Consider the following 21,917-nt stretch of genomic DNA (forward strand, 5'->3'; position numbering starts at 1 on the left):
CAGCGGCCGCTGCACCGTTCCGCGGGGAGGTGGGCACCCATCGCCGCGACGAACCCGCGGGCCGCGATTTCCCGTTGCTGACTCGCCACCGGGAACTGCACCACTGCGGTGCCAATGCCGGCCAACGCGACTGCGACCTCGGAGAAGGCGCCGCAGCACGCCGGTATCACCGCCGGCGCCCAGCACGAAGTCGGCGCGTGGCGGTCGATGTGGTGATGGATCAGCTGGGTCGGGTGCATGAGCGGATCGCGGGCTGGTGGACGCCGTGTCGGGCAGGGGAATTTCGATCGTCGGGCAGATTCCCTGATTGATAGAATTTACTTTTCCGTACGGTCGATTCGTCGAATCAAAGGCGAGTCGGCATCCATTCGGTACGTCAAGAACAAGTTCAACACGTCACGGTGGATCGCGTTATCGAGCAGGCGTGCCTCAGAGAGTAGTGAAAACGCGGCGACAACTCGAAAGCGGACATGCAGGCGTTGCACTTCGCGTGCAGACTGCAGCAGAAGACGATCATCTCCCGGCTCGGGTAGCGCAGTTGTCGCCGCAGAGAGGGCAAGTGTCCAAACTTCTTCCTGTGTGCCGCGCCGCGAATCAGCACAGTCTGCTCCGCCGGGAGGTAGCGGATCGGTCAGCCGCCGCTGGTGTATGGCGACCCGACGTCCGCCGTGGCCGACGGAGCCGCCGGCCACGCCTATACCCGCGCGCATTGCCCGTCCGCCTTCCAGCCGCCCGGACCGGACCCCGTCGTCCTATGCGCGTAGGAGCGGCAGGGAGCCAGGCCGTCACACATCCGGCCCGGTTCGATCCCAATCGGCCTAAAAACGCAGTTCAGGCCCTATCTGGCCACGAAAGGCGCCAGTTCGGGAAACGATGCCTCGAGTTCTGGCACAAGGGACGCCCGCCGCCCAGGCCGCGGGGTCGTCCCAGGCGGACAGCCGCCGCTCGCTGGTGAACCGGCGGTGCGCGCCGGTCAGCGGGTCGTCGAAGTCGAGGACCTTGGCCAGCAGCTGCAGCGGTTTCGTGAAGTCGCCCAGCGGCTTCTCGCGCAGCACCGGGTAGAAGTCGTCGCCGAGGATCGGGATGCCGAGGCCGCTCAGGTGCACCCTCAGCTGGTGGGTCCGGCCGGTCGAGGGCACCAGCCGGTACCGGCCCCAGCCGTCGCGGTGCTCGAGCAGGTCGACGTAGGTCTCGGCGTTCGGTTCGCCCGGGATCTCCTGGGCGGCCAGTACCCCGCGCTCCTTGACGATCCGGCTCCGGACGGTCCGCGGCAGGTCCAGCGCCGGATCGTACGGCGCGATCGCTTCGTACTCCTTGTGCACCCGGCGGTCGCGGAACAGCGTCTGGTACTTGCCGCGCAGCTCGGGCGTGATCACGAACATCACCAGCCCCGCGGTGACGCGGTCGAGCCGGTGCGCGGGGGACAGGTGCGGCAGGTCGAGCTCGCGCCGCAGCCGCACGAGCACCGTCTCGAGGATGTGCTGCCCGCGCGGGATGGTCGCCAGGAAGTGCGGCTTGTCGACGACCAGCAGGTGCTCGTCGCGGTGCACCACGTCGATCGCGAACGGCACCGGCACCTCGTCCGGCAGGTCGCGGTGGAACCAGATGAACGAGCCGGGCGCGTAGGGCGTGTCGACGCCGAGCGGGCCGTCGGTGCCGTGGATGCGTTCTTCGCGCAGCATCTGCTCGATGCGATCCGGCGCGACCCGCGGCAGCCGGTCGACGAGGTGCGCCAGCAGCGTCGGCCACTCGCCGTCGACGGGCAGTTTGAGCCGGGCGGGCTCCAGCCCGTGGCGGGGCGGGATCGGCGGGCGGAGCTTGCGTCTCATCGTGCCCCGACTCTAGCCAACTCCTCCGCCGGTCACCCCTCCGACGGTGTCCGGTAGCGCGCGAGGTACCGGGCGGTCACGTCGGCGTTGGCCGCCTCGGACGCTTCGGCGCGGAGGCGGCGTCCGGTGTGGTGCGGGAACCCCTGCCTGCCGAGCCGGTGCTCGATGCTCTCTTCCATGTACGCGCACGAGTAGAAGTACGCGACCAGGGCCGCCATCAGGACCAGGGAGAGCCGCAGCCCGATCGGGCCGGGCAGCAGCAGCCACACCGCGCACAGCGGCACGAGGCCGACCGACCGCTGGAGCACGTACCGCGCTCGCCAGTGTTTCGACGTCGCGTCGTGCAACGCCCAGTCGTTGTACCGCTCGGGGAGCCGCACGCCCACGGCGTAGCCGATCCAGCGAACCACACTCGGTCGTTCCATGAGGTTGATAGTACGCTAATACTTAGCATGCTAATCATTAGGGCGATCGACGACACAGTAGGATCGGAACATGATCGACCTGGGTGAGGACCCCCTGAAGCTCGACCGGCAGGTGTGCTTCGCGCTGTCGGTGGCTTCGCGCAGCGTGATCGCGATCTACCGGCCGCTGCTCGAGCCGTACGGCCTGACCCATCCGCAGTACCTGGTGATGCTCGCGTTGTGGGAGCGTTCGCCGCGCTCGGTGAAGGACCTCGGCGCGGCGCTGCGCCACGACCCCGCGACCCTCTCACCGCTGCTCAAGCGGCTGGAGGCCCTCGGCTACGTCACGCGCAGCCGCAGCCGGACGGACGAACGCCGGCTGACGGTCGAGCTGACCGAGGCCGGCCGGGCGCTGCGGGCGGAGGCGGAGAAGATCCCCTACAAGGTCGTCGAGACACTCGGCATGGACGTCTCGGAGCTGGAAGCCCTGCACGGCGTGCTGACCCGGGTCATCGACGCGACGGCCTGAGGAATTCCCCGCCGCCCGGCGCGTTGCTCCCGGAGAGCCTTCCGGGAGGAATCGTGCTGAAGATCAGGGTGGGTGTCGCCCCCGCGGCCGGCACCGGGCCGGCGGAGTTCGCCGGGCTGGCGCCCCGGCTGGAGGAAGCCGGCGTCGACTCGCTGTGGCTGTCCGAGCTGGTCTACTCGCCCGAAGTCGACCCGATGATCGGCATGGCGCACGCGCTGGCGCGGACGTCGAAGCTGAAGGTCGGCACCGGGGTCGCGATCCTGCCGGGCCGGCACCCCGTGCTCGTGGCGAAGCAGCTGCGCACGCTGGCCGGGCTCGCGCCCAAGCGGGTCCTGCCGGTGTTCGGCCTCCGCCCGGCCCGCGCGGCGGAAGCCGTCCTGTTCCCGGTGCCCCCGGGCCGCCGCGCCGAGGTGTTCGACGAGTCCCTCGTGCTGCTGCGCCGGCTGCTGGAGGAGGACGAAGTGTCCTTCCACGGCGAGTTCTTCGCTGTCGACGGCGTCCGCCTCGGCCCGCGCCCGGCGAAACGCCTGGACGTCTGGCTGGGTGGATCGGCGCCGGCCGCCCTGCGCCGCACGGGGCGCCTCGCGGACGGCTGGCTGGGCAGCTTCCACACACCCGCCCAGGCACGTGCCGCGCGGATCGCCATCCAGGAGGCCGCGGCGGAAGCGGGGCGCGAGATCGAGGAGGACCACTTCGGGCTCAGCCTGGCGGTCGCGGACCAGGGGATCCCGGACGCGCTCGCGGCGGTGGCGGCGCGCCGGAATCCCGGTGTGCCGGTGACGGACCTGGTGGCGACGAGCTGGGCCGAGGCGCGGCGGCTGGTGGAGCAGCACATCGAGGCCGGGCTGTCGAAGTTCGTGATCCGGCCCGCGCACGGGGATTTCGCCGGGTTCCTGGAAAAGTTCCAGGCCGAACTGGTGCCGCTGCAGAACTAGGCGTCACCCGTGGTGCAGGTCACCGTGCACCTGGCCGATCTGGAACGCGGTGCCGCTCACCGGTCCGCTGATGACGTTCGTCGTGCTGCCCGGCGCCGGCGGCACGATCGTGGCCTTGGCCGCGGCCAGCTCCTCCGCGTAGCCGCCGCCCACGCCGGTGCGCAGCAGGTCTCCGCTCGGATTCGGGATGTACAGGTAGATCGTGCCGCGGTATTCCTTGATCTCGACGTCCGCCGGGACGACTTTCGTCGAAGGCAGCTTCGCGTATTCGCTCGCCAGCACGTCTTCGAAGACACGCTGGGACAACGCCACCGCGAGGAACGTCTGGTCCGGATCCGAGCGCTCCAGCACCGCGCGCACCGGGGCGGCGTCGAGCAGCCGGTGGGTGGTGATCACGGCACTGCCGATGGCGGCCGCCGAAGCCGTGCCCGGAGCCGGTTCGAGGATCGGGCCGACGTTCAGGCTGGCCCGCATCCGCAGGCGGGCCGACCGCGCGGCCGACCGCAGGCGCGCGTCGCGCTCGGCGAGCACGGTCTGCAGCTCGTCGAAGAACCTGGTCACCACCGCGGGCAGGAAACGCGGGTCGAAGCCGAGCCCGTAGCCGTCGCCGGTCCCGTGCGGGAACAGGGCGGTTTCCCAGACCTCCCGCAGCCCGGCGCGCTCGAAGGCCTGGGAAAGGACGTCCGGGATCGCGGCGGAGAGCATCGCCTGGGTGGCGTCGGGATTGCTGCCGAAGCCCTTGGTGTCGACCACCAGCAGGGCGCGGTACGGCGGGAGTTCGGCGAGCACGTCGTCGACGGACAAGGTCGGCCTTCCCGGTCGCTGGTGGCTCTTCGATTCTGACGGACCGGCGGTGGCGCCGTCCGGCGGTCCGTCACCCGGGCGACCGGCTTCCGGCCGGCGAGGTCACCGGCCGGGGGACCAGGTGAGGGAGTGAGGCCGGGGAGACGAGGACCGCTCGGGCGGGTTCGGTCAGGCCGAGCAGCTCGTACATGGTCTTCCGGAGGATCTTTCCGGCTTGCCCGGGGCGGGCGGTCAGCAGACCGGCGATGCGGGGGCCGAGTCCGCGGCTCTGTGCTTCCGTGGCGGCGTCCAGCTGCGGGAGAAGGGGTCGTTCCCGGTTCCACAGCGGGGTGTGGTCGGCCAGCACCGCGGTGGGGCCGCCCGGCAAAAGCGGCTGAGGCTCGTGAGGAATCCGCAGGACCGGGCGGCCGAACCCGGCCGCGAACGCGCTGACCGAGGTGTAGTCGCCCAGCACGTAGTCGGCGGCGGCGACCGCGCCGCGCCAGTCGGTCCGGGGAGCCAGGACGCGCAGCCCGGCTTCCATGGCGTCCGAGAGCCAGCCGAGTACCTGGCCGGTGCCGTGCTGCGACCAGATCTGCGGGTGCAGGGAAGCGACCACCAGGAAGTCGCGCGGCGCCGCGTCGACGACGTGCCGGAAGAGGTCCGGGTCGCTGCCGAAGCCGGACCGGGGGGACCAGGTCACCGGGACCAGCAGGATTTTCCGGTCGTCCGTGACCCCGAGGGCCCGCCGGTAGTGCTCGCGGCAGGGAGCGCTCGCGACGAGCCGGTCGAAGGCGATGTCCCCGGCGACGACGGCGTGCGGCAGGGCCTGCGGGCAGACGCGCTCGAGCAGGTCCAGTTCGCGGTCGTGGGTGAGCACGATCCGGTCGGGCCGGACCTGCCCGCCCCGCAGCAGCTGCGCGGGGTGGAGGCCCGTGACGAGCTCGCCGTCCGCGGCCGTGCGCCAGGGGCGGTACTGCCCCAGCGCGCCACCGTGCGGAACCAGGAGCACCGGCCCGAGCACGTCGTCGATACCGCGAGTGCTCCCGGCGAGAACCAGCCCGTGGGTTTCCCGGCGGGCCTGCCGCATGGAAAGGAGGACCTCGCCCCGGGCCCGGATGAACTCGGCGGCGTCGGGCCGGTCTTCACCGCTGTCCGGCACGGCGTACACCCGCAGCATCCGGTGATCGGCCTCGATGAGCGGAAGGAGGTCGTCGAGCCTGGCGAGCGCGACGATGTGCGGGGCGAGAACCAGCACGGACCGGCCGATCCGCGTCGCCCAGTGCCGGTCGGGTACTCCGTCGTTCATCGGGGCCGCCCCGGACGGCGTGCGGCGTGGCCGAGGGCGCCGGCTCCCGGGGACGTGCGGGGGAACGGTCTGTGGTCAGCAAGGACTTCGAGAAGCACAGTGCCGTTTTCGATACGGATGATCTCCCGTCGCTCAGCCGGCATGCTGGCAATATGCCACAGGGCAGGTGGCGTGCGGCACTTCGCGACCTGCCTGAACGCCGCTTGGCCGACTGTTTACCGCAATTCGCCTCTCAGCACATCGAGAAGCCGGAGAAAGCCCTCAGAACTCCAGTGGTTCCGTCTTCCTCGGCATCAGCAGCAACGCTCCCACCGACAGGACGGCCACCACCAGCAACCCCAAGAACACCGAGTGCGTCGCATCCGCCAGCGCGCCGCGGACGAACGTCGTCGCCGGGGAATCGTCCGCGTGGCCACCCAGTACCAGGCTCGTCGCGTCCACCGAAGCCGGCAGGCGCCCCGCCACCTCCGCAGGCGGGTGAGCGAACCTCGACGCCAGCGTCGCGTTGGCGATCGCCCCGAACACCGCCGCCCCCACCGCGCTGCCCAAGGACCGGCTGAACAGGTTCGTCGCCGTCACCACGCCGCGGCGGTCCCAGCCGACCACCGACTGGATCGCCACCAGCGTCGGGCTGGCTGCGAGACCCAGGCCCAGGCCGAGGACGAACGCCGCGAACGCCGCCGCCCAGAGCGACGAACCGGCATCCAGCAGCGTCACCAGGACGCCGCCCGCGATGATGAACACGCTGCCGATCAACGCCGTGTCGCGGAAGCCGATGCGCAGGTAGATCTTGCCCGCCAGGGCCGCCGAAACCGGCCAGCCGACCGTCAGCGCCGCCACCGCGAACCCGGCCACCAGCGCGCCCGCGCCGAGCACCCCTTGCGCGTACGTCGGCAGGTACGACGTCAGTCCCATCAGGACCGCGCCGACCACGACCGCCACCAGGTTGCCGCCCACCAGGACCCGGCGGGTGAACACCCACAGCGGCAGCACCGGCTCGGCCGCACGCTTCTCCACCAGCACGAACGCCGCCAGCAGCAGCACGCCCGCGACGAAGATCGCCACGCTCGGCAGTGAGCCCCACGCCCACGCGACGCCGCCTTCCAGCAGCCCGAGGATGATCAGCGAACAGCCGACGGTGAGCAGCGCCGCGCCCGGGTAGTCGACCTTGCGCGGCTTGCGCTCCACGCGCTCGGCGAAGTTGCGGAACAGCATCAGGGCGGCGATCGCGCCCAGCGGCAGGTTGACGAAGAAGATCCAGCGCCAGTCCAGGTACTCGGCGAACACCCCGCCGAGCGTCGGGCCGACCACCGAAGCCGCGCCCCAGACACTGGCCACGTAACCCTGCACCCGGGCGCGTTCCTCGACCGTGTACAGGTCGCCGATCACGGTCATCGACATCGGCTGGATCGCACCCGCCCCGATGCCCTGCACGGCGCGGGCGGCGATCAGCACCGGCATGCTCCACGCGGCGCCGCAGAGCACCGAGCCGACCAGGAACGCCGCGATGCCGAAGAACATCACCGGGCGGCGGCCGAGCACGTCGGCGAACTTGCCGTAGAGCGGGACGGTGACCGCCTGGGTGAGCAGGTAGATCGAGAACAGCCACGGGAACTGCGCGAACCCGCCGAGGTCGCGCACCACCGACGGCACGGCGGTCGCGATGATCGTGCTGTCCAGCGCGACGAGCGCCGTGCTGAGCATGACCGCGATCAGGACCGGGCCGCGCTCCGACCGGAAGCCGACCCCCCTCGTGGCGGCGGACGTCGTCATCGGCGGGGTGCTCCTCGGGACGGTCATGACCGGGGTCAACTGCTTTGCAGTCCTAAGCATTCCATCCGGGCGGGGCCGGCCGCAGCGAATTTCCGGGCCCCGGTGGCGCAAGATGGTCAGGATGAGCGACTGGATCCGGCCGATCGGGCGGGGCTGGGTGGTCCGCGACGCGGTCCCCGGCCCCGACGTCGACGAGTTCGCCGAGCCCGACCGCGTGATCGCGGCGCTGGCCGCGCCCGGCGCCGCGGACAGCCTCCTGGCCGTGCAGCACCCCGCCCGCACCCCCGCGGCACTGGCGCGCGGGCTCGGCCTGCCCGCCGCCGTCCCGGTCGGCCGCGCCGTGCTCGAACGGCTCCGCAAGCGCTTCTACCGGCCGGTCCACGACATCGTCGCGCCGTACCGGATCGAGGGCCCGGACGGGGTGGCGCTCGGCCTGCTCTGCCTGGTCGACCCGGCGGCGGTGGCCGACGACGGCGCCGCGCGCGTCCGCCACACCGAGGACGTCTACCCCGAGGTCGTGGCCGAACGGGCCGCCGTGCTCGCCGGGCTCGGCTGCGCGACCAGTGCGGCACTGCTCGTCCCGGCCACCGGCGGCCCGGAGCTGACCGAGCAGGTCGAACAGGCCTGCGCCGGCCTCGGCCTGCCCGATCTGTCCACTTCGGACGCGGCTGGGCGGCGGCACGACCTGTGGCTGGTGCCCACCGGGGCCCTGCAGAGCCGGCTGCTGGCCGCGGTCGCCGGCACGGACCTGCTGGTCGCCGACGGCAACCACCGGGTGGCCGCCGCCGCGGCGGCCGGGCACGGCGCGCTGCTCGCGCTGGTCACCGCGGGCCCGGACCTGCGGATCGGCGCGATCCACCGCGTCCTCACCGGCACCGGCCTCGGCCCGGAAGACCTGGTGAGGAGCTGGTGCGCGGCCGGCCTGGACGTCCGGTACGACGAGCACGCCGTGCCGGTCACCGGCGAGGCCGTCGTGCGCGCCGGTGCGGCCGTGCTGAGGGTGCCGCTGCCGCAGCCGGGCGGACCCCGGCCGGTGATCGACCACGAGGTCGTCGAGCAGGTCCTGTTCGCCGGTGCCCTCGGCATCGACCCCGACGGACCGTGCGTCCGGCCGCTCCCCGCCGGGCGCCCGCTGCCGCCGGACGCGGACGCGGTGGTCCTGCTGGCTCCGGTGAGCTACGCCGACGTCCTGGCCGTGCACGCGGCCGGCCGCCGGATGCCGCGGAAGGCCACGTACTTCACGCCGAAGCCGCGCAGCGGCCTCGTGCTGGCGGAGCTTTAGCGGGCGTCCCACCAGTTCAGCACCCGGGTGGCGAACAGCGTCAGCCACTTCGACGGCTGCCCGGCCGGGACGTCCACCGCGCACCACACCCGGCCGGAATCCGTCCGCTGCTGCAGCCACGTCCCGTCGGGCTGCCGGGCCGCGCGGATCAGGGCGATCGCGTCGGCCAGCCGCTCATCCGGCCGGCCGGCGTCGCGGAAGTAGGACGCCGCGTTGAGCACGTCGTAGCGCCAGCGGAACGGGTAACCGAACTCGCGGACCCACGGTCCGATCGGCTGTCCCGTGGAACGGCGCCGGAACAGCCCGCGCTCCAGCAGGTATTCCTCCCCGGAACGGCGTGCCGCCCGGGACACCGCGGTGCCACCCGTCGCGGTTTCGTGCGCGAGCAGGCCCTTGAGCGCGTTGAGCGTCGAGTGGACCGACGAGCGCGCCGAGCCCTCGACCCACGCGCAGTTCCAGCCGCCGTCGGGCATCCGGTGCTCGACGAACCACCCGGCGATCCCGGCGACGTCCGCGCCGAGCCACACCCCGTTGGCGAGGGTCCAGCCGTTGATGCAGCAGTCGACTTCGCCGCCCCAGTACGGCAGGTCGTCGTACTCCCAGCGGGCGTGCCGGGCGAGCAGCTCGGCCGTGCCGTGCAGGACGGCGGCGTCGAGGCCCCATTCCCGGAGGGCGTTCAACGTCCACGTCGTCGCCGTCCACGGCTGGTCCTCGTCGCCGCGGTAGCCGGCGGGGAAGAACGCGCCGCCCGCCCACCGGCCGTCGGGGTCCTGCGCCGCCAGCAGGCGGGCGCCGAACCCCTCGGACGTGATCCGCGCCCGGGTCGCTTCCCAGACTTCCGGCGGCTCGCCCGCCAGGTCGCGCTCCACCTGCCAGCGCAGGGCCGGGTCGGAGTCGCGCAGCCAGGCAAGCAGGTCCATCAGGCTCCCGTGACCCCGTCGATGGCCTCCCGCAGGAAGTCGGCGTGGCCGTTGTGCCGGGCGTACTCGTGGATCATGTGCAGCATCACCAGCCGCAGCGAGACGTCCTCGCCCCAGCGCGCCTGGTAGCCGGTCACGTCCAGGGACTCGGCCGCTTCTTCGATCTTGCGCGCCTGCTCGACCTCGGCCTGCCACCCCGCGAAGGCTTCCGACCGGGTCGAGGTGCTCGCGTCGTAGGCGGCCTGGAAGTCGTTTTCGACGGCCGACCACACCATCGGGACGTCCTCGGCCGCGATCACCCGCCGGAACCAGGTGCGCTCGACCTCGGCCATGTGCCGGACCAGGCCGAGCAGCGAAAGCGTCGACGGCGGGCTCGACGCCCGGCGGAGGTCCTCGTCGGACAGTCCGTCGCACTTCATGGCGAGGGTGGCGCGGTGGAAGTCGAGGAACGTGCGCAGCATTTCGCGCTCGTCCCCGGTCAGGGGCGGTTCCGGGCGTTCGGTGGTCACGCGACAGTGTCTATCACGCCCGGAAATGTCGGTGGGGTCAATTACGATCGCCGCGTGGACTTGCCCGTGATGCCGCCGGTGCGGCCGATGCTCGCGAAAGCCGTGCACGAGGTGCCTCGTGACCCGGGGCTGCTGTACGAGCCCAAGTGGGACGGCTTCCGCTGCGTGGTGTTCCGCGACGGCGACGAGATCGAGCTCGGCTCGCGCAACGACCGCCCGCTGACCCGCTACTTCCCGGAGCTGGTGGAGCTGCTGGCCGCCGCGCTGCCGCCCCGCTGCGTCGTCGACGGCGAGATCGTGCTGGTCACCCCCGCGGGTCTGGACTTCGAGGTGCTGCAGCTGCGGCTGCACCCCGCCGCTTCGCGCGTGCGGAAGCTCGCCGAGGAGACGCCGGCCAGCTTCATCGCCTTCGACCTGCTCGCCCTGGGCGACACCGACCTCACCGAGGAGCCCTTCCGGGAGCGCCGCAAGCAGCTCGAAAGCATCTTGCGCACCGCGGCCGAAGGGCTGCAGCGCGTCCACCTGACCCCGCTGAGCGACGATCCGGCGCAGGCCGAGGACTGGTTCACCCGCTTCGAGGGTGCGGGCTTCGACGGCGTCATGGCCAAGCCCGGCGACCTGCCGTACGAGCAGGACAAGCGCACCATGCTGAAGGTCAAGCACGAACGCACGGCCGACTGCGTCGTCACCGGGTTCCGCTGGCACAAGGACGGCGCCGGCGTCGGCTCGCTGCTGCTCGGGCTGTTCGACGACGCCGGCGTCCTGCACCACGTCGGGGTGGCCAGCAGTTTCACCAAGGCGCGGCGGGCCGAGCTGGTCGAAGAACTGGCGCCGCTGCGGGAGAACGCGCTCGAGAACCACCCGTGGCGCTCCTGGGCCGAATACGAGCCCGAGCCCGGTCGCCAGCCGGGCGCGAACAGCCGGTGGGCCCCGCAGAAGGATCTCTCGTGGGAGCCGCTGCGCCCGGAATGGGTGGCCGAGGTGCGCTACGAGCACCTGCAGGGCGGCCGGTTCCGCCACGGCGGGCGGCTGGTCCGGTTCCGGCCCGACCGCACGCCGGAGTCGTGCACGTACGCCCAGCTCGACGAGGCACCGCCCGCCGAGCTCGCGAAGCTGTTCGGGGAGGCGCGATGAGCGGCGCGGTCCTGCTCGACGTCGACGGCGTCGAGGTCAAGATCAGCAGCCCGGACAAGGTCTACTTCCCGGAACGCGGCGAGACGAAGCTCGACCTGGTCGAGTACTACCGGGCGATCTCCGGGCCGCTGCTGGCCCGGCTCGGCGGGCGCCCACTGCTGCTGGAGCGCTACCCGGACGGCGCGGGCGGCAAGAACTGGTTCCAGAAACGCGTCCCGAAGGGCACCCCGCCGTGGCTGACCACCACGGTCGTCTCGACGCCGAACGGCACGACGAGCGACGCGCTGGTCGCCAAGGACCTGGCCCACATCCTCTGGGCGGTGAACCTCGGCTGCCTCGGCTTCCACGTCTGGCCGTACCGCACGGACACCCCCGAGGTCACCGACGAGCTGCGCGTCGACCTCGACCCGTCGCCCGGCATCGGCTTCGACGAGCTGCGCGAGGCCGCGGTGCTGACCAGGGAGTTCCTGGCCGAGCACGGCATCGAGAGCCAGCTGAAGACGTCGGGTTCGCGCGGGCTGCACCTGTACGTGCTGCTCGAGCCGCGCTGGGACAGCTTCCAGGTGCGGGCCGCGGCGGTCGCGCTGGCGCGGGCCCTCGAACGCCGTCACCCGGAGAAGATCACCGCGCAGTGGTGGAAGGAAGAACGCGGCGCGCGCGTGTTCGTCGACTTCAACCAGAACGCCCCGCACAAGACGGTGTTCGGGACCTGGTGCGTGCGGCCGCGCGTCGGCGGCCAGGTGTCCACCCCGATCGGCTGGGACGAGCTGGACACCGTCGAGCCGGACACGCTGACGCTGAGCACGGTGCCCGCGCGGGTCGCCGAGCGCGGCGATCCGTGGGCCGGCGCGGGGGAGCGGCCGCAGTCGATCGAGCCCCTGCTGGAGCTGTCCGAACGGGACATGGCGAACGGGCTGATGGACGCGCCGTGGCCGCCGGTGTACCCGAAGATGCCCAACGAGCCGCCGCGAGTCGCGCCGAGCCGCGCGAAGAAGACGTGACGGCGTCACGGCGGTGGCGGCCCGAGCCGGCGGTGGAGCTGGCTCCACGCGATAAGCGCCACCAGGGCGGTCAGCCCGAACACCGCCGCGGAGCCGAGGCCGGCGGCCAGCGCGCCGGCCAGCGGTGACGCCGCGGTCTGGCCCGCGCCGAGCCCCGCGAACGACCACGTGATGCCGCGGGCCGGCCGCTCGGGGAACAGGCGCGCGGCCCAGAGGATGCACAGCCCGGTCAACGCCATGTAGGTGCTGCCGAACAGCGCGCTGGAGAGCAGCGCCGCGGGCACCCCCGGACGGGGCAGTGCCAGGAGCGCGATGCCCGCCGCCGACAGCGTCCACGTCGCGAGGTTGACCACCCGCAGGCCGGCGTGCTCGGCCGCGCGCCCGGCCAGGCCGCCGAGCAGCCCGGCCACGCCGATCGTGCCCCAGCACCAGGTCGCGGCCACCGGGCTCAGCCCGGCTTCGGCGAGCCGGGAGGTGGAAAACGTCCAGTACGGCGCGCTCGTCACCCCGATGAGGACGGAGTTGATCACGAGCGGAACCGTGCCGCGGACGGGCCCGGCGGCCGCCGGGACGCCGGTGGGTCCGGGCGACCGCGGCAACGCCCGCGCGGCGATCAGCGTGACCACCAGGCCCAAGCCGGCGAACGCCGCCCAGATCACCGGCCAGCCGAAGGCCAGCAGGGGAGTGAACGCCGACGCGGCCAGCCCGAGACCGGTCCCGGTGTTGGCCCAGGTCTGCGCCCGGGCGCGGCTGCGCGCCCCGACCGTTTCGCCGATGAGCTGGGCGACTCCCGGTGAGACGAGCCCCGCACCGGCCCCCGCGACGACGATCCCGGCGCCGAACACCGTGACGTGCGGGGCCAGTGCCATGAGCCCCAGCCCGAGCGTGGCCGACACCGCCGCCAGCACCACGGTGGCGCGCGCCGACCACGCGGACGCTCGCGGGGCGAGCACCAGCCCGAGGCCGTACCCCGCGGTGGAGAGGCCGCCGAGCACGCCGACGCCGACGGTGGTGAGCCCGAACGTCTCGCTGAAGCGCGGCACGAACGGGCCGTACGCGTAGCGCGCGAACCCGTAGCAAAGCGCGATCACGATCGCGCCGGCCGCGGCCGTGGACCACCACTTCTCCGTCGTTCTCGTCTGTATCGCCATTGCCTCCAGCGAACAGACAGGTCTGTCTGGTGTCAAGTGATGTTAGGATTACCGCAGGTAGCAAGCCATACCGACCTGTTCGGAGGAAGCTGTGGGCCGGACCCGTCCCGGAGATGCGGGCGCCAAGGTGCTCAAGGCCGCGTCGACGCTGTTCTACCGCGACGGCATCCACGCCGTGGGCGTCGACACCGTGGCGGCCGAGGCCGGGGTGACGAAGGCGGCCCTCTACGGCAACTTCGGGTCCAAGAGCGGGCTCGTCGTCGCGTACCTGCGGGAACGCGACCGGCAGTGGCAGGAGGAGATCGACCGGATCACCGCCGCCCACGCCGATCCGCGGGAGCGGGTGGCGGCGGTGTTCGACACCTACGAAGCCTGGCTGTCCCGCGACGGCTACCGCGGCTGCGCCTTCCTCAACGCGACCTCGGAATTCCCCGACCCCGCCGACCCGGTCCGCGAAGTCGTCCGCCACCACAAGACGGCGCTGCACAGCTATCTGCGGGCGCAGCTCCGCCACAGCGAACCGGAACGCGCCGAGGCCCTCGCCGACGAGCTGATGCTGGTGCTGGAGGGCGCCGCGGTGACGTCGGTCGTCGCCCAGGGCCCGCAGCCGTTCCACACGGCGAAGCGGCTCGCGCGGACCCTGACCGGCTAGACCGGCTAGACCCGCAGATCGAGGGCGAGCTGGCCGCGGTCTTCGCCGCCGGCCGCGCCGGACAGCGTCGCGAGGCACGCCGGGCACGGTGTGACCTCCGAGGTGGCCGGGTCCACCGCCTTCCAGCTGCGGGATTCCCGCTCACCGCAGGCCGAACGCCGGTAGCGGAGGTCGCCGGAGCGGGTCATCAGGTGGGCCAGGGGGACGTCTTCGGGCAGCACGCCGACCAGGTACCAGCGTGGTGCGCTCACCGCGGTGGTCGTCATGGCCGTCAGTGTCCGTCGCGGTGGGTGGGGCCGAAGCGCATTTGCCGATCTTCGGCGTGGCGGCGCGGTCAGGCCTCGCCGGGCAGGTAGCGGAGGATGTGCAGCAGGCCGCGTTCGTCCACGGTTCCCGGGTCTTCGGCCAGGCAGCGGTCCAGGTCGGCGAGCACGGCGCCGGTGTCGATCCCGGCGCCGATCAGCACCAGCTCGGTCCGCCGGGGGGTGCCCACCGGCCACGCCGACCGCTCCAGCTGCACGAAACCGCCCACGGTGTGCAGGTGGAAGCGCGAGTGCGGGCCGATGGGGCCGAAATCGGCCTGACCCTTCATCCGGTAGAGCCCGGCCGGCCGCCGCTCGAGGAACTCGACGAAGGCGCGCGGCGCCAGCGGGGTCGCGGCGGTGAACGTGACTGTCTGGTACTCGGCGTGCAGGTGCCGCGAGTGGTCGTCGTCGTCCGCACGCAGGTCGTCGAACGACAGCTGGCCGGCCCGCTCGCCGCGGGGCTCGGGGTCGAAGAACAGCCGGGGGTCGACCCGGCCGTGCGCGGTGACCAGCAGCGGCCGGCCCGGGGCCAGCTCTTCGACGGTCGCCGTGAGCTTCGCGAGCGCCTCGGCGGGCACCCGGTCGGCCTTGTTCAGCACCACGAGGTCGGCCAGCCGCAGGTGGTCGGCCAGTTCGGGGTGGCGTTCGCGAGCGGCGTCGAACTCGGCGGCGTCCACCACCTCGGCGAGCCCGCCGTAGCGGATGTCGGGGTTCTCGCTGGCGATCATCAGCCGGATGAGGTCGCGCGGCTCGGCGATGCCGCTGGCTTCGACGACGATGACGTCGATGCCCGCTTCGGCGCCCGACAGCCGGCCGAGCATCGTGTCCAGCCCGCCGGCGTCGACGGCGCAGCACAGGCAGCCGTTGCCGAGCGAGACCATCGTGTCGACCTGGCCGGCGACGGCGAGCGCGTCGACGTTCACCTGGCCGAAGTCGTTGACCACGACGCCGACCCGGGCGCCCTCGCGGTTGGCGAGCAGGTGGTTGAGCAGTGTCGTCTTGCCCGCGCCGAGGAACCCGGCGACGAGGACCACGGGGATGCGGCGGCTCACGAAACGTCCTTCCTCTGCCGATCACCGCGACTCTAACCCCGGCGCCCATACACGGACGGGCGCCCCCGGTGAAGGCCGTTCGGCGAATACCCACGAAAAGACGCAGGCGATCGCCGGGAAAAGGATCACGCGGATTTTGCCGTCCACAGTGATCGATTAACGCAAAATGCGCTGTGCCATGTCCGAATAACGCTTGGTAGCAGATAGTTTTTCCGGCTTCCTGCTGATTCGGCGGAATTCCGGAGCCGCCGGGACGTCGTTCACGACTGGCGGATCCCGCCTCGCGGAACGTGGGGTATCCTCCCCGGCCTGGCCGGAGTTCCCAGGGTGGTTGGGGCTTCCGGCTCGCACTGTCGTCGGTGACCACGGAGGAACGGTGAACCTTTTCGGCGGGATGCAACGCACGATTTCGGAGAGTGGGGTAACGTCGTGACGGTTACGCCCGAGCGGGTGACGCCGCCGCTGCCGCTTTATCACCAGCGCGTCTCGGAGGAGCAGAGCGTCAATTCCGCGGAAGCGGAGGAATTCCTGGACCGGATGTTCGCCGAAGGTGCCGCGGAAGAGGGCGAGCGGTTCGAGACCCGGCTGGCCGAGGTCCGCGCGGAAATCGCGGAAACCGGCACCTACCGGCACACCCCGGCCGAGCTGGCGTACGGAGCGCGCGTCGCGTGGCGCAACTCCGCGCGCTGCATCGGCCGGCTGTACTGGCGCAGCCTGCGGATCCGGGACCGGCGCCGGGTCACCGACCCGGCCGCGATCGCCGGCGAGTGCGTCGGGCACCTGCGCCAGGCCACCCGGAGCGGGCGGATCCGCCCGACGATCACCGTCTTCGCGCCGGACACCCCGGACGCGCCGGGGCCACGCATCCACAACGAGCAGCTCATCCGCTACGCGGGGTACCGCTTCGAGGACGGCTCGGTCCTCGGCGATCCGCGGTACGCCGAGTTCACCGAGCAGGTGCGGGGACTCGGCTGGCGGCCACCGGAGCGGAGAGGGTCCTTCGACGTCCTGCCCCTGCTGATCGAGGCCGTACCCGGCGAGCCACGGCTGTTCACGCTCCCCACGGACGCCGTCCTGGAGGTCCCGCTGACCCATCCCGACCACCGCTGGTTCGCGGGGCTGGGCCTGCGCTGGCACGCCGTGCCGGCGATCAGCAACATGCCACTGGAGATCGGCGGCGTCACCTACCCCGCCGCGCCGTTCAACGGCTGGTACCTCGGCACCGAGGTCGGCGCCCGGAACCTCGCCGACGGGCAGCGCTACGACCTGCTTCCGGTCGTCGCCGAGCTGATGGGCCTGGACACCGCCTCGGAGCGCACGCTGTGGCGCGACCGGGCGCTGGTGGAACTGACGCTGGCGGTGCAGCATTCCTTCGACGCCGCCGGCGTCACGCTGGCCGACCACCACACCGAGTCGCACCGGTTCCTGTCCCACCTGGAGCGCGAGGAGCGGGCCGGCCGCCGGTGCCCGGCGGAGTGGAGCTGGATCGTGCCGCCGTTGTCCGGCGGGCAAACCGCGGTGTTCCACCGCTATTACGACGAACCGGATCCCGCGCAGCGGCCGGCGTTCCTGCCGCCGCCGTGAGACACGGAGAGCAGCGTGGAAGCGCCCGTTCGGCGGATCGTGTGCGGTCTGCGGGGCAGTCCGGCCCGCGAGGGCCGACAATGGGACGCATGACCGCAGTTCTCGTCGCCTACGCCGGGCGTCACGGCGGAACCCGGCAGATCGCCGAGGTGATCGCCGCCGAACTCGGCGGAACGGGCCTGACCGTCGACGTGCGCGACGCCGCCGACGTGGCGCGCGTCGAAGGCTACGCCGCGGTCGTCGTCGGCAGTGCCCTGTACTACCACCGGTGGCGGCCGGAGGCCGTCCGGTTGCTGGAACGCAACGCCCGGGCGCTCGCCGAGCGTCCGGTGTGGCTCTTCCACAGCGGACCGTGCGGCCCCGGCGCGGCCACGCACCAGGTCAGCCTGCCGGCGAACGTGGCGCTGCTGGCCGCGCGCATCGACGCGGAGCGCACGGTCACCTTCGGCGGCCGGCTGGACCCGGCCACCGTGCACGGCCTGATCCCGAAGCTGATGGCGTCCGGCCGGCGCGCCGGCGACTTCCGCGACTGGGACCGGATCAAGGCCTGGGCCCGGGACGTCGGCCGCCGGGTCCGCACCCGCGTCGCACTCTGAAACTCTTGCCCACCCGGGGCGGTGGATGCTAGACCGTGCCTGAGGTATTCCGGTGGGAAACCGACGGAATGGGGCGAACGTGATGGATCGGCCGGCTAAGAAAGCGCTTACCTCCGACCAGCGCAACGCGTTCCTCGCGGCGCTGCTCGGCTGGAGCATGGACTCGTTCGACTACTTCCTCGTCGTCTTCGTCCTCGCGGACATCGCGAAGGACAAGTCGTTCGGCGCGACGGCCACGCAGCTGGCGTTCATCACGACGGCGACGCTGGTGATGCGCCCGGTCGGGGCGCTCCTGTTCGGCCTGTGGGCCGACCGGGTCGGCCGCCGGATCCCGCTGATGACCGACGTCCTGCTGTACTCGGCGGCCGGGCTGCTGTGCGCGTTCGCCCCGAACTACACCGTGCTGCTCCTGCTGCGGTTCGTCTACGGCATCGGCATGGGCGGCGAGTGGGGGCTGGGTGCGGCGCTGGCGATGGAGAAGATCCCGGTGGCGCGCCGCGGGTTCTTTTCGGGCCTGCTGCAGGTCGGCTATTCGATCGGCTACCTGCTGGCGGCCCTGGCGTACCTGCTGTTCCATTCGGCGCTCGGCCTGCAGTGGCGCTGGATCTTCGTGCTGAGCATCTTCCCGGCGCTGATCAGCCTGCTGATCCGGGCCCGGGTCCGCGAGTCGGAGGTGTGGGAAGCCGCGCGGGAGAAGCTGAAGGTGACGCGGACGTCGGTCAAGGACATCCTGCTGAACCCGAAGGTGATCCGCCGCTTCGGCTACCTGATCCTGCTGATGACGGCGTTCAACTGGATGAGCCACGGCACCCAGGACGTCTACCCGAGCTTCCTGAAGGCCCACGAGAACGGCGGCGCCGGCCTGAGCGCGGCGACGAGCACGTGGATCGCGGTGCTGTACAACATCGGCGCCATCATCGGCGGCCTGACGTTCGGCACGCTGTCCGAACGGCTCGGCCGCCGCCGGACCATCGTGACGGCGGCGGTGCTCGGCCTCCCGGTGATCCCCATCTTCGCGGTCGACCACGGCGCCGGCATGCTGGCACTGGGCTCGTTCCTGATGCAGATCATGGTCCAGGGCGCGTGGGGCGTGATCCCGGCGCACCTGACGGAGATGTCCCCGGACGCGATCCGCGGCTTCTACCCGGGTGTGACCTACCAGCTGGGCAACCTCCTGGCGGCGCTGAACCTGCCGATCCAGCAGGCGATCGCGGAGTCCCACGGGTACACGTCGGCTCTGGTGTGGACGGTGGTGCCGGGGCTGATCGCGGTGGCGGTGCTGACGGCGATCGGCAAGGAGGCCAGGGGGATCAGGTTCGGCGAGTCCGCGGTGGCGACGGCGCCGGCGGCCTCGAAGTGAGTGACCGGCCGGAGCTCACGGGGTGACGAGCACGGCTTCGTAGGCGAAGATCGTCAGCTGCACCCGGTTGCTCACGTCCAGTTTCGCGAACGTGCGCGTGATGTGCGTCTTCACCGTCGCTTCGCTGAGGAACAGCTCGGCCGCGATCTGCGCGTTCGGCTTGCCCTGCGCGACCGCCGTGACGATCTGGCGCTCGCGGTCGCTGAGCCGCTCCAGTTTCGTCTGGGCCACGGTGCGCCGCGGGTTGGCGCGCGCCGCCACGAACTGGCCGATCAGCTGCTTGGTCGTGCGCGGTGACAGCATCGCGTCGCCGTTCGCCACCACCCGGACGCCCTCGATGATCTCCTGCGGCGAGCCCTCCTTGAGCAGGAAGCCGCTCGCGCCGGCCGCGAGCGCTTCGTACACGTACTCGTCGAGGTCGAACGTCGTCAGGATCAGCACCTTCGGCGGCCGGGGCTGAGCCAGCACCGCCGCCGTCGCGACGAGGCCGTTCATCCGGCGCATCCGGATGTCCATGATCACCACGTCCGGCGCGTGCCGCGCGACCTGCTGGACCGCTTCGTCGCCGTCGCCCGCCTCCGCGACCACCGTCAGGTCGGGCGCACTGCCCAGGATCATGGACAACCCGGTGCGGACCAGCGGGTCATCGTCGACGAGCAGTACGCGCACGGTCACCCGCCCATGCTAGGGCGCCGTCGGCACCCACGGCAGCCAGACCCGCAACGCGAACGTCCGCTCGTCGACCGGGCCGGCCGTGAGGGCGCCGCCGAGCAGGGTGGTCCGCTCGTTGACGCCGGTGAGCCCGGTGCCCGACCCCGGTGACGGCACCGGGTGCGGCGGCAGCGGGTTGAACACCTCGACGGACAGCCCGGCACCCGGACCGCCGCGGACCAGCACCGCCGCCGGCGCCCCCGGTGCGTGGCGCAGCACGTTGGTCAGCGCCTCCTGGAGGATCCGGTACGCCGCCGTGCCGAGCGGGGCCGGAGCCGTCGACGCCTGGTCGAGCAGGATCGTCACGTCGACCACCAGACCGGCCTGGCGAGCGCCGGTGATCAGGTCGTGGAGGTCCGCCAGCGTCGGCTGGGGTGGTTCCGCGACCCCGTCGGACGCCCGGTCGGCGAATCCGGAACCCCGCAGCACGCCGATCACCTGGCGCAGGTCGTCGAGGGACTGCCGGGCGGTGGTCCGCACGGTCTTGGCCGCCTCCGCCGCGTCCGGCGTGGCGGTGGCGGTGACCTCCAGGGCGCCCGCCTGCAGGGAAAGCAGCGACAGCCGGTGCCCGAGGACGTCGTGCATCTCGCGGGCGATCCGGGCCTGCTCCTCCCGGCGCGCGACCTGGTCGCGCAGGGCGGCCTCTTCGGCGGCCAGGCGCCGCTTCTCGGTGAGGCTGTACCGGACGATCCCCAAGGTGAGCGGAACCGCCGTGTAGACCGCCGCGGTGACGACGACACCGATCAGCTTGGCCCCGATCGTCTCGGTCGAGATCCAGGTCTCGGCCAGCGACATGTCCTGGTACCGGCCCGCGTCGCGCCACACCGCCAGCCCGGTCGCGGCGAACACGAGCGCCGCCGCGCTCCAGCGCCACCAGCCGGTGAAGCGGCTCACGAGCGCGGCGAGGGCGATCAACGCGGCCAGCGAGTCGGCCACCAGCAGCAACGGCGGCACCACCGCGACACCCGTCACCACCAGGGGCCAGCGCCACCGCCAGACCAGCAGGATCGACGCGCCGATCCCGAGCAGCCAGCCGAACACCGCCGCGGCCGTCACGTGCAGATCGTCGGTCCCGGGCAGGCTGATCTCCAGTGCCACGTTCACGATGCCCGTCACCAGGCTGGTGGCGACCGCCAGCACGGTGCACACCACACGCAGCACGGACCGTCCCATGGGGGTCAGCGTACGAGGTGGTCACCGCGCCACCATCAGCCGTTCCGCTCGTTCACCCCGCGGCCGGTGACGACTTTCGTCGTACGCGGTCGAGGCTTGCGGACGACGCGGGCGGACCCGCGCCGCTGGTTTCCTTCTCGCTGTCAAGCAGAGGTGAAAGGAACCCCGATGACCGACTACACCCCGCTCCAGCAGCACGCGGCTCCGCAGGCGGCGCCGCCGCGCAACGGCCTGGGCACGGCCGGGTTCGTTCTCGGCCTGATCGGGCTGGTGATCGCGCCGATCCCGATCGCCGGGGTGGTCGCCTGGCCGCTGGCCGTGCTCGGCCTGATCCTCTCGGCGGTCGGCGTGGCCAGAGTCCGAGCCGGGAAGGCGACCAACAAGGGCCTCTCGATCGCCGGCGTGGTCGTGTCGCTGCTCGGCCTGGTCGTGAGCATCCTGTGGGTGGTGGTGATCGGCAAGGTGGTCAGCGACGTGAACGAGCAGGCGACCCAGCACCACACCATCACCTACGAAGTGAGCGGGGACGCGAAGGCCGCCGACATCGACTACAGCACCTTCGACCGGAACACGATCCTGATCAACACCGAGGCGTCGGCCCCGGTGCCGTGGACCAAGACCGTCGAAGCCACCGGGTTCCTCGCCGGGGCGCAGTTCACCGCGACCGCGGGGCCGGACGGCGGCTCGGTCAGCTGCAAGGTCGTCGTCGACGGCAAGCAGGCCAAGACCGCGACGGCGGCCGGACCCGGGGCCGTCGCCAGCTGCACCGGCTTCTGAACCACCGGGCCACCCGGGCGAGGGGGCCGGGTGGCCCGGCGGGGGGGGGGGTCGCGCCGGGGGGGGGGGGCCCCCCCGGGGGGGGGACGGAGCGGCGGGCCGCCACGTGGGGGGGGCAGGGGCCCGGCGCCGCCCGGCCCCAGCGGGG

At 72.1% G+C, this 21,917-nt stretch carries 22 protein-coding genes and 1 pseudogene; 10 read left to right on the forward strand and 13 right to left on the reverse strand.

Annotated elements, in window-relative coordinates; all coding sequences use genetic code 11:
- The 3 genes and pseudogenes from AB0F15_RS41580 to AB0F15_RS41590 all read right to left on the reverse strand — a co-directional run.
- Positions 1-239 (reverse strand): annotated as a pseudogene (locus AB0F15_RS41580) (hypothetical protein); the annotation flags it as partial.
- A 579-nt stretch (positions 240-818) separates the two neighbouring features.
- Positions 819-1,829 (reverse strand): RluA family pseudouridine synthase, encoded by a 1,011-nt coding sequence (locus AB0F15_RS41585; RefSeq protein ID WP_360282804.1) that lies wholly within the window; start codon positions 1,827-1,829, stop codon positions 819-821.
- A gap of 32 nt (positions 1,830-1,861) precedes the next feature.
- On the reverse strand, positions 1,862-2,254 hold the full coding sequence (locus tag AB0F15_RS41590; RefSeq protein ID WP_360282806.1) for a DUF5313 domain-containing protein: 393 nt from the start codon (positions 2,252-2,254) through the stop codon (positions 1,862-1,864).
- A 70-nt stretch (positions 2,255-2,324) separates the two neighbouring features.
- On the opposite strand from AB0F15_RS41590, the gene AB0F15_RS41595 reads away from it, so the two are divergent.
- Together AB0F15_RS41595 and AB0F15_RS41600 are read left to right on the forward strand one after the other, a co-directional pair.
- On the forward strand, positions 2,325-2,762 hold the full coding sequence (locus tag AB0F15_RS41595; RefSeq protein ID WP_360282808.1) for a MarR family transcriptional regulator: 438 nt from the start codon (positions 2,325-2,327) through the stop codon (positions 2,760-2,762).
- A gap of 53 nt (positions 2,763-2,815) precedes the next feature.
- A complete protein-coding gene (locus tag AB0F15_RS41600; protein ID WP_360282810.1) occupies positions 2,816-3,697 on the forward strand; it encodes a TIGR03854 family LLM class F420-dependent oxidoreductase in 882 nt (293 codons plus the stop codon).
- A 3-nt stretch (positions 3,698-3,700) separates the two neighbouring features.
- Here AB0F15_RS41600 and AB0F15_RS41605 read toward each other — a convergent pair whose 3' ends face one another.
- The 3 genes from AB0F15_RS41605 to AB0F15_RS41615 all read right to left on the reverse strand — a co-directional run bounded on the left by AB0F15_RS41605 (position 3,701) and on the right by AB0F15_RS41615 (position 7,562).
- Positions 3,701-4,501: a hypothetical protein gene (locus tag AB0F15_RS41605; RefSeq protein ID WP_360282812.1), complete on the reverse strand. Its 801-nt coding sequence runs from the start codon at positions 4,499-4,501 to the stop codon at positions 3,701-3,703.
- Positions 4,502-4,571: 70 nt separating this feature from the next.
- Positions 4,572-5,789 carry a hypothetical protein gene (locus tag AB0F15_RS41610; protein WP_360282814.1) on the reverse strand — a complete coding sequence of 406 codons (1,218 nt, stop codon included), beginning with the start codon at positions 5,787-5,789 and terminating at the stop codon, positions 4,572-4,574.
- A 261-nt stretch (positions 5,790-6,050) separates the two neighbouring features.
- The gene (locus tag AB0F15_RS41615; protein ID WP_360282816.1) at positions 6,051-7,562 is read right to left on the reverse strand and encodes an MDR family MFS transporter; all 1,512 of its coding nucleotides are present in this window, start codon (positions 7,560-7,562) and stop codon (positions 6,051-6,053) included.
- Positions 7,563-7,683: 121 nt separating this feature from the next.
- Between AB0F15_RS41615 and AB0F15_RS41620 the strand changes: the two genes are divergently transcribed.
- On the forward strand, positions 7,684-8,844 hold the full coding sequence (locus tag AB0F15_RS41620; RefSeq protein WP_360282818.1) for a DUF1015 family protein: 1,161 nt from the start codon (positions 7,684-7,686) through the stop codon (positions 8,842-8,844).
- On the opposite strand, the gene AB0F15_RS41625 is transcribed toward AB0F15_RS41620, so the two are convergent.
- On the reverse strand, positions 8,841-9,764 hold the full coding sequence (locus AB0F15_RS41625) for a squalene cyclase (protein WP_360282820.1): 924 nt from the start codon (positions 9,762-9,764) through the stop codon (positions 8,841-8,843). The genes AB0F15_RS41620 and AB0F15_RS41625 overlap by 4 nt on opposite strands.
- On the reverse strand, positions 9,764-10,273 hold the full coding sequence (locus tag AB0F15_RS41630; protein ID WP_360282822.1) for a DinB family protein: 510 nt from the start codon (positions 10,271-10,273) through the stop codon (positions 9,764-9,766). Before AB0F15_RS41630 ends, AB0F15_RS41625 begins: the two co-directional genes overlap by 1 nt.
- A 54-nt stretch (positions 10,274-10,327) precedes the next feature.
- Here AB0F15_RS41630 and AB0F15_RS41635 point away from each other — a divergent pair, with 54 nt between their 5' ends.
- Both AB0F15_RS41635 and ligD read left to right on the forward strand, forming a co-directional pair.
- Positions 10,328-11,407 (forward strand): ATP-dependent DNA ligase, encoded by a 1,080-nt coding sequence (locus AB0F15_RS41635; protein WP_360282824.1) that lies wholly within the window; start codon positions 10,328-10,330, stop codon positions 11,405-11,407.
- Positions 11,404-12,408: a non-homologous end-joining DNA ligase gene (gene ligD / locus AB0F15_RS41640; protein WP_360282826.1), complete on the forward strand. Its 1,005-nt coding sequence runs from the start codon at positions 11,404-11,406 to the stop codon at positions 12,406-12,408. Before AB0F15_RS41635 ends, ligD begins: the two co-directional genes overlap by 4 nt.
- Positions 12,409-12,413: 5 nt before the next feature.
- On the opposite strand, the gene AB0F15_RS41645 is transcribed toward ligD, so the two are convergent.
- Positions 12,414-13,559, reverse strand: coding sequence for an MFS transporter (locus tag AB0F15_RS41645; protein WP_360282828.1), 1,146 nt, complete (start codon positions 13,557-13,559; stop codon positions 12,414-12,416).
- 91 nt (positions 13,560-13,650) lie between these two features.
- Between AB0F15_RS41645 and AB0F15_RS41650 the strand changes: the two genes are divergently transcribed.
- A complete protein-coding gene (locus AB0F15_RS41650; RefSeq protein ID WP_360282830.1) occupies positions 13,651-14,211 on the forward strand; it encodes a TetR/AcrR family transcriptional regulator in 561 nt (186 codons plus the stop codon).
- A 5-nt stretch (positions 14,212-14,216) separates the two neighbouring features.
- On the opposite strand, the gene AB0F15_RS41655 is transcribed toward AB0F15_RS41650, so the two are convergent.
- Together AB0F15_RS41655 and AB0F15_RS41660 are read right to left on the reverse strand one after the other, a co-directional pair.
- Positions 14,217-14,477 carry a hypothetical protein gene (locus AB0F15_RS41655; protein WP_360282832.1) on the reverse strand — a complete coding sequence of 87 codons (261 nt, stop codon included), beginning with the start codon at positions 14,475-14,477 and terminating at the stop codon, positions 14,217-14,219.
- A 68-nt stretch (positions 14,478-14,545) separates the two neighbouring features.
- Positions 14,546-15,568, reverse strand: a complete 1,023-nt coding sequence (locus tag AB0F15_RS41660) for a GTP-binding protein (protein ID WP_360282834.1) — start codon at positions 15,566-15,568, stop codon at positions 14,546-14,548.
- A gap of 450 nt (positions 15,569-16,018) precedes the next feature.
- On the opposite strand from AB0F15_RS41660, the gene AB0F15_RS41665 reads away from it, so the two are divergent.
- The 3 genes from AB0F15_RS41665 to AB0F15_RS41675 all read left to right on the forward strand — a co-directional run bounded on the left by AB0F15_RS41665 (position 16,019) and on the right by AB0F15_RS41675 (position 19,108).
- The gene (locus AB0F15_RS41665) at positions 16,019-17,152 is read left to right on the forward strand and encodes a nitric oxide synthase oxygenase (protein ID WP_360282846.1); all 1,134 of its coding nucleotides are present in this window, start codon (positions 16,019-16,021) and stop codon (positions 17,150-17,152) included.
- A gap of 89 nt (positions 17,153-17,241) precedes the next feature.
- Positions 17,242-17,748: a flavodoxin domain-containing protein gene (locus tag AB0F15_RS41670; RefSeq protein WP_360282836.1), complete on the forward strand. Its 507-nt coding sequence runs from the start codon at positions 17,242-17,244 to the stop codon at positions 17,746-17,748.
- Positions 17,749-17,830: 82 nt separating this feature from the next.
- Positions 17,831-19,108, forward strand: coding sequence for an MFS transporter (locus tag AB0F15_RS41675; RefSeq protein ID WP_360282838.1), 1,278 nt, complete (start codon positions 17,831-17,833; stop codon positions 19,106-19,108).
- A gap of 15 nt (positions 19,109-19,123) precedes the next feature.
- Here AB0F15_RS41675 and AB0F15_RS41680 read toward each other — a convergent pair whose 3' ends face one another.
- Together AB0F15_RS41680 and AB0F15_RS41685 are read right to left on the reverse strand one after the other, a co-directional pair.
- Positions 19,124-19,783, reverse strand: coding sequence for a response regulator transcription factor (locus tag AB0F15_RS41680; RefSeq protein ID WP_360282840.1), 660 nt, complete (start codon positions 19,781-19,783; stop codon positions 19,124-19,126).
- 9 nt (positions 19,784-19,792) lie between these two features.
- Positions 19,793-20,992 (reverse strand): histidine kinase, encoded by a 1,200-nt coding sequence (locus tag AB0F15_RS41685; protein ID WP_360282842.1) that lies wholly within the window; start codon positions 20,990-20,992, stop codon positions 19,793-19,795.
- A gap of 168 nt (positions 20,993-21,160) precedes the next feature.
- Here AB0F15_RS41685 and AB0F15_RS41690 point away from each other — a divergent pair, with 168 nt between their 5' ends.
- On the forward strand, positions 21,161-21,769 hold the full coding sequence (locus tag AB0F15_RS41690) for an MmpS family transport accessory protein (protein WP_360282844.1): 609 nt from the start codon (positions 21,161-21,163) through the stop codon (positions 21,767-21,769).
- Positions 21,770-21,917: the final 148 nt, after the last annotated feature.

Source organism: Amycolatopsis sp. NPDC026612 (genome assembly GCF_040638285.1).
GTDB lineage: Bacteria > Actinomycetota > Actinomycetes > Mycobacteriales > Pseudonocardiaceae > Amycolatopsis.

What these genes read in the sequence shown, in the direction of transcription:
- AB0F15_RS41585 (WP_360282804.1), bottom strand. Translation starts at nt 1,829, where the DNA reads ATGAGACGCAAGCTCCGCCCGCCGATCCCGCCCCGCCACGGGCTGGAG.
- AB0F15_RS41590 (WP_360282806.1), bottom strand. Translation starts at nt 2,254, where the DNA reads ATGGAACGACCGAGTGTGGTTCGCTGGATCGGCTACGCCGTGGGCGTG.
- AB0F15_RS41595 (WP_360282808.1), top strand. Translation starts at nt 2,325, where the DNA reads ATGATCGACCTGGGTGAGGACCCCCTGAAGCTCGACCGGCAGGTGTGC.
- AB0F15_RS41610 (WP_360282814.1), bottom strand. Translation starts at nt 5,789, where the DNA reads ATGAACGACGGAGTACCCGACCGGCACTGGGCGACGCGGATCGGCCGG.
- AB0F15_RS41615 (WP_360282816.1), bottom strand. Translation starts at nt 7,562, where the DNA reads ATGACGACGTCCGCCGCCACGAGGGGGGTCGGCTTCCGGTCGGAGCGC.
- AB0F15_RS41620 (WP_360282818.1), top strand. Translation starts at nt 7,684, where the DNA reads ATGAGCGACTGGATCCGGCCGATCGGGCGGGGCTGGGTGGTCCGCGAC.
- AB0F15_RS41625 (WP_360282820.1), bottom strand. Translation starts at nt 9,764, where the DNA reads ATGGACCTGCTTGCCTGGCTGCGCGACTCCGACCCGGCCCTGCGCTGG.
- ligD (WP_360282826.1), top strand. Translation starts at nt 11,404, where the DNA reads ATGAGCGGCGCGGTCCTGCTCGACGTCGACGGCGTCGAGGTCAAGATC.
- AB0F15_RS41645 (WP_360282828.1), bottom strand. Translation starts at nt 13,559, where the DNA reads ATGGCGATACAGACGAGAACGACGGAGAAGTGGTGGTCCACGGCCGCG.
- AB0F15_RS41655 (WP_360282832.1), bottom strand. Translation starts at nt 14,477, where the DNA reads ATGACGACCACCGCGGTGAGCGCACCACGCTGGTACCTGGTCGGCGTG.
- AB0F15_RS41670 (WP_360282836.1), top strand. Translation starts at nt 17,242, where the DNA reads ATGACCGCAGTTCTCGTCGCCTACGCCGGGCGTCACGGCGGAACCCGG.
- AB0F15_RS41675 (WP_360282838.1), top strand. Translation starts at nt 17,831, where the DNA reads ATGGATCGGCCGGCTAAGAAAGCGCTTACCTCCGACCAGCGCAACGCG.
- AB0F15_RS41685 (WP_360282842.1), bottom strand. Translation starts at nt 20,992, where the DNA reads ATGGGACGGTCCGTGCTGCGTGTGGTGTGCACCGTGCTGGCGGTCGCC.
- AB0F15_RS41690 (WP_360282844.1), top strand. Translation starts at nt 21,161, where the DNA reads ATGACCGACTACACCCCGCTCCAGCAGCACGCGGCTCCGCAGGCGGCG.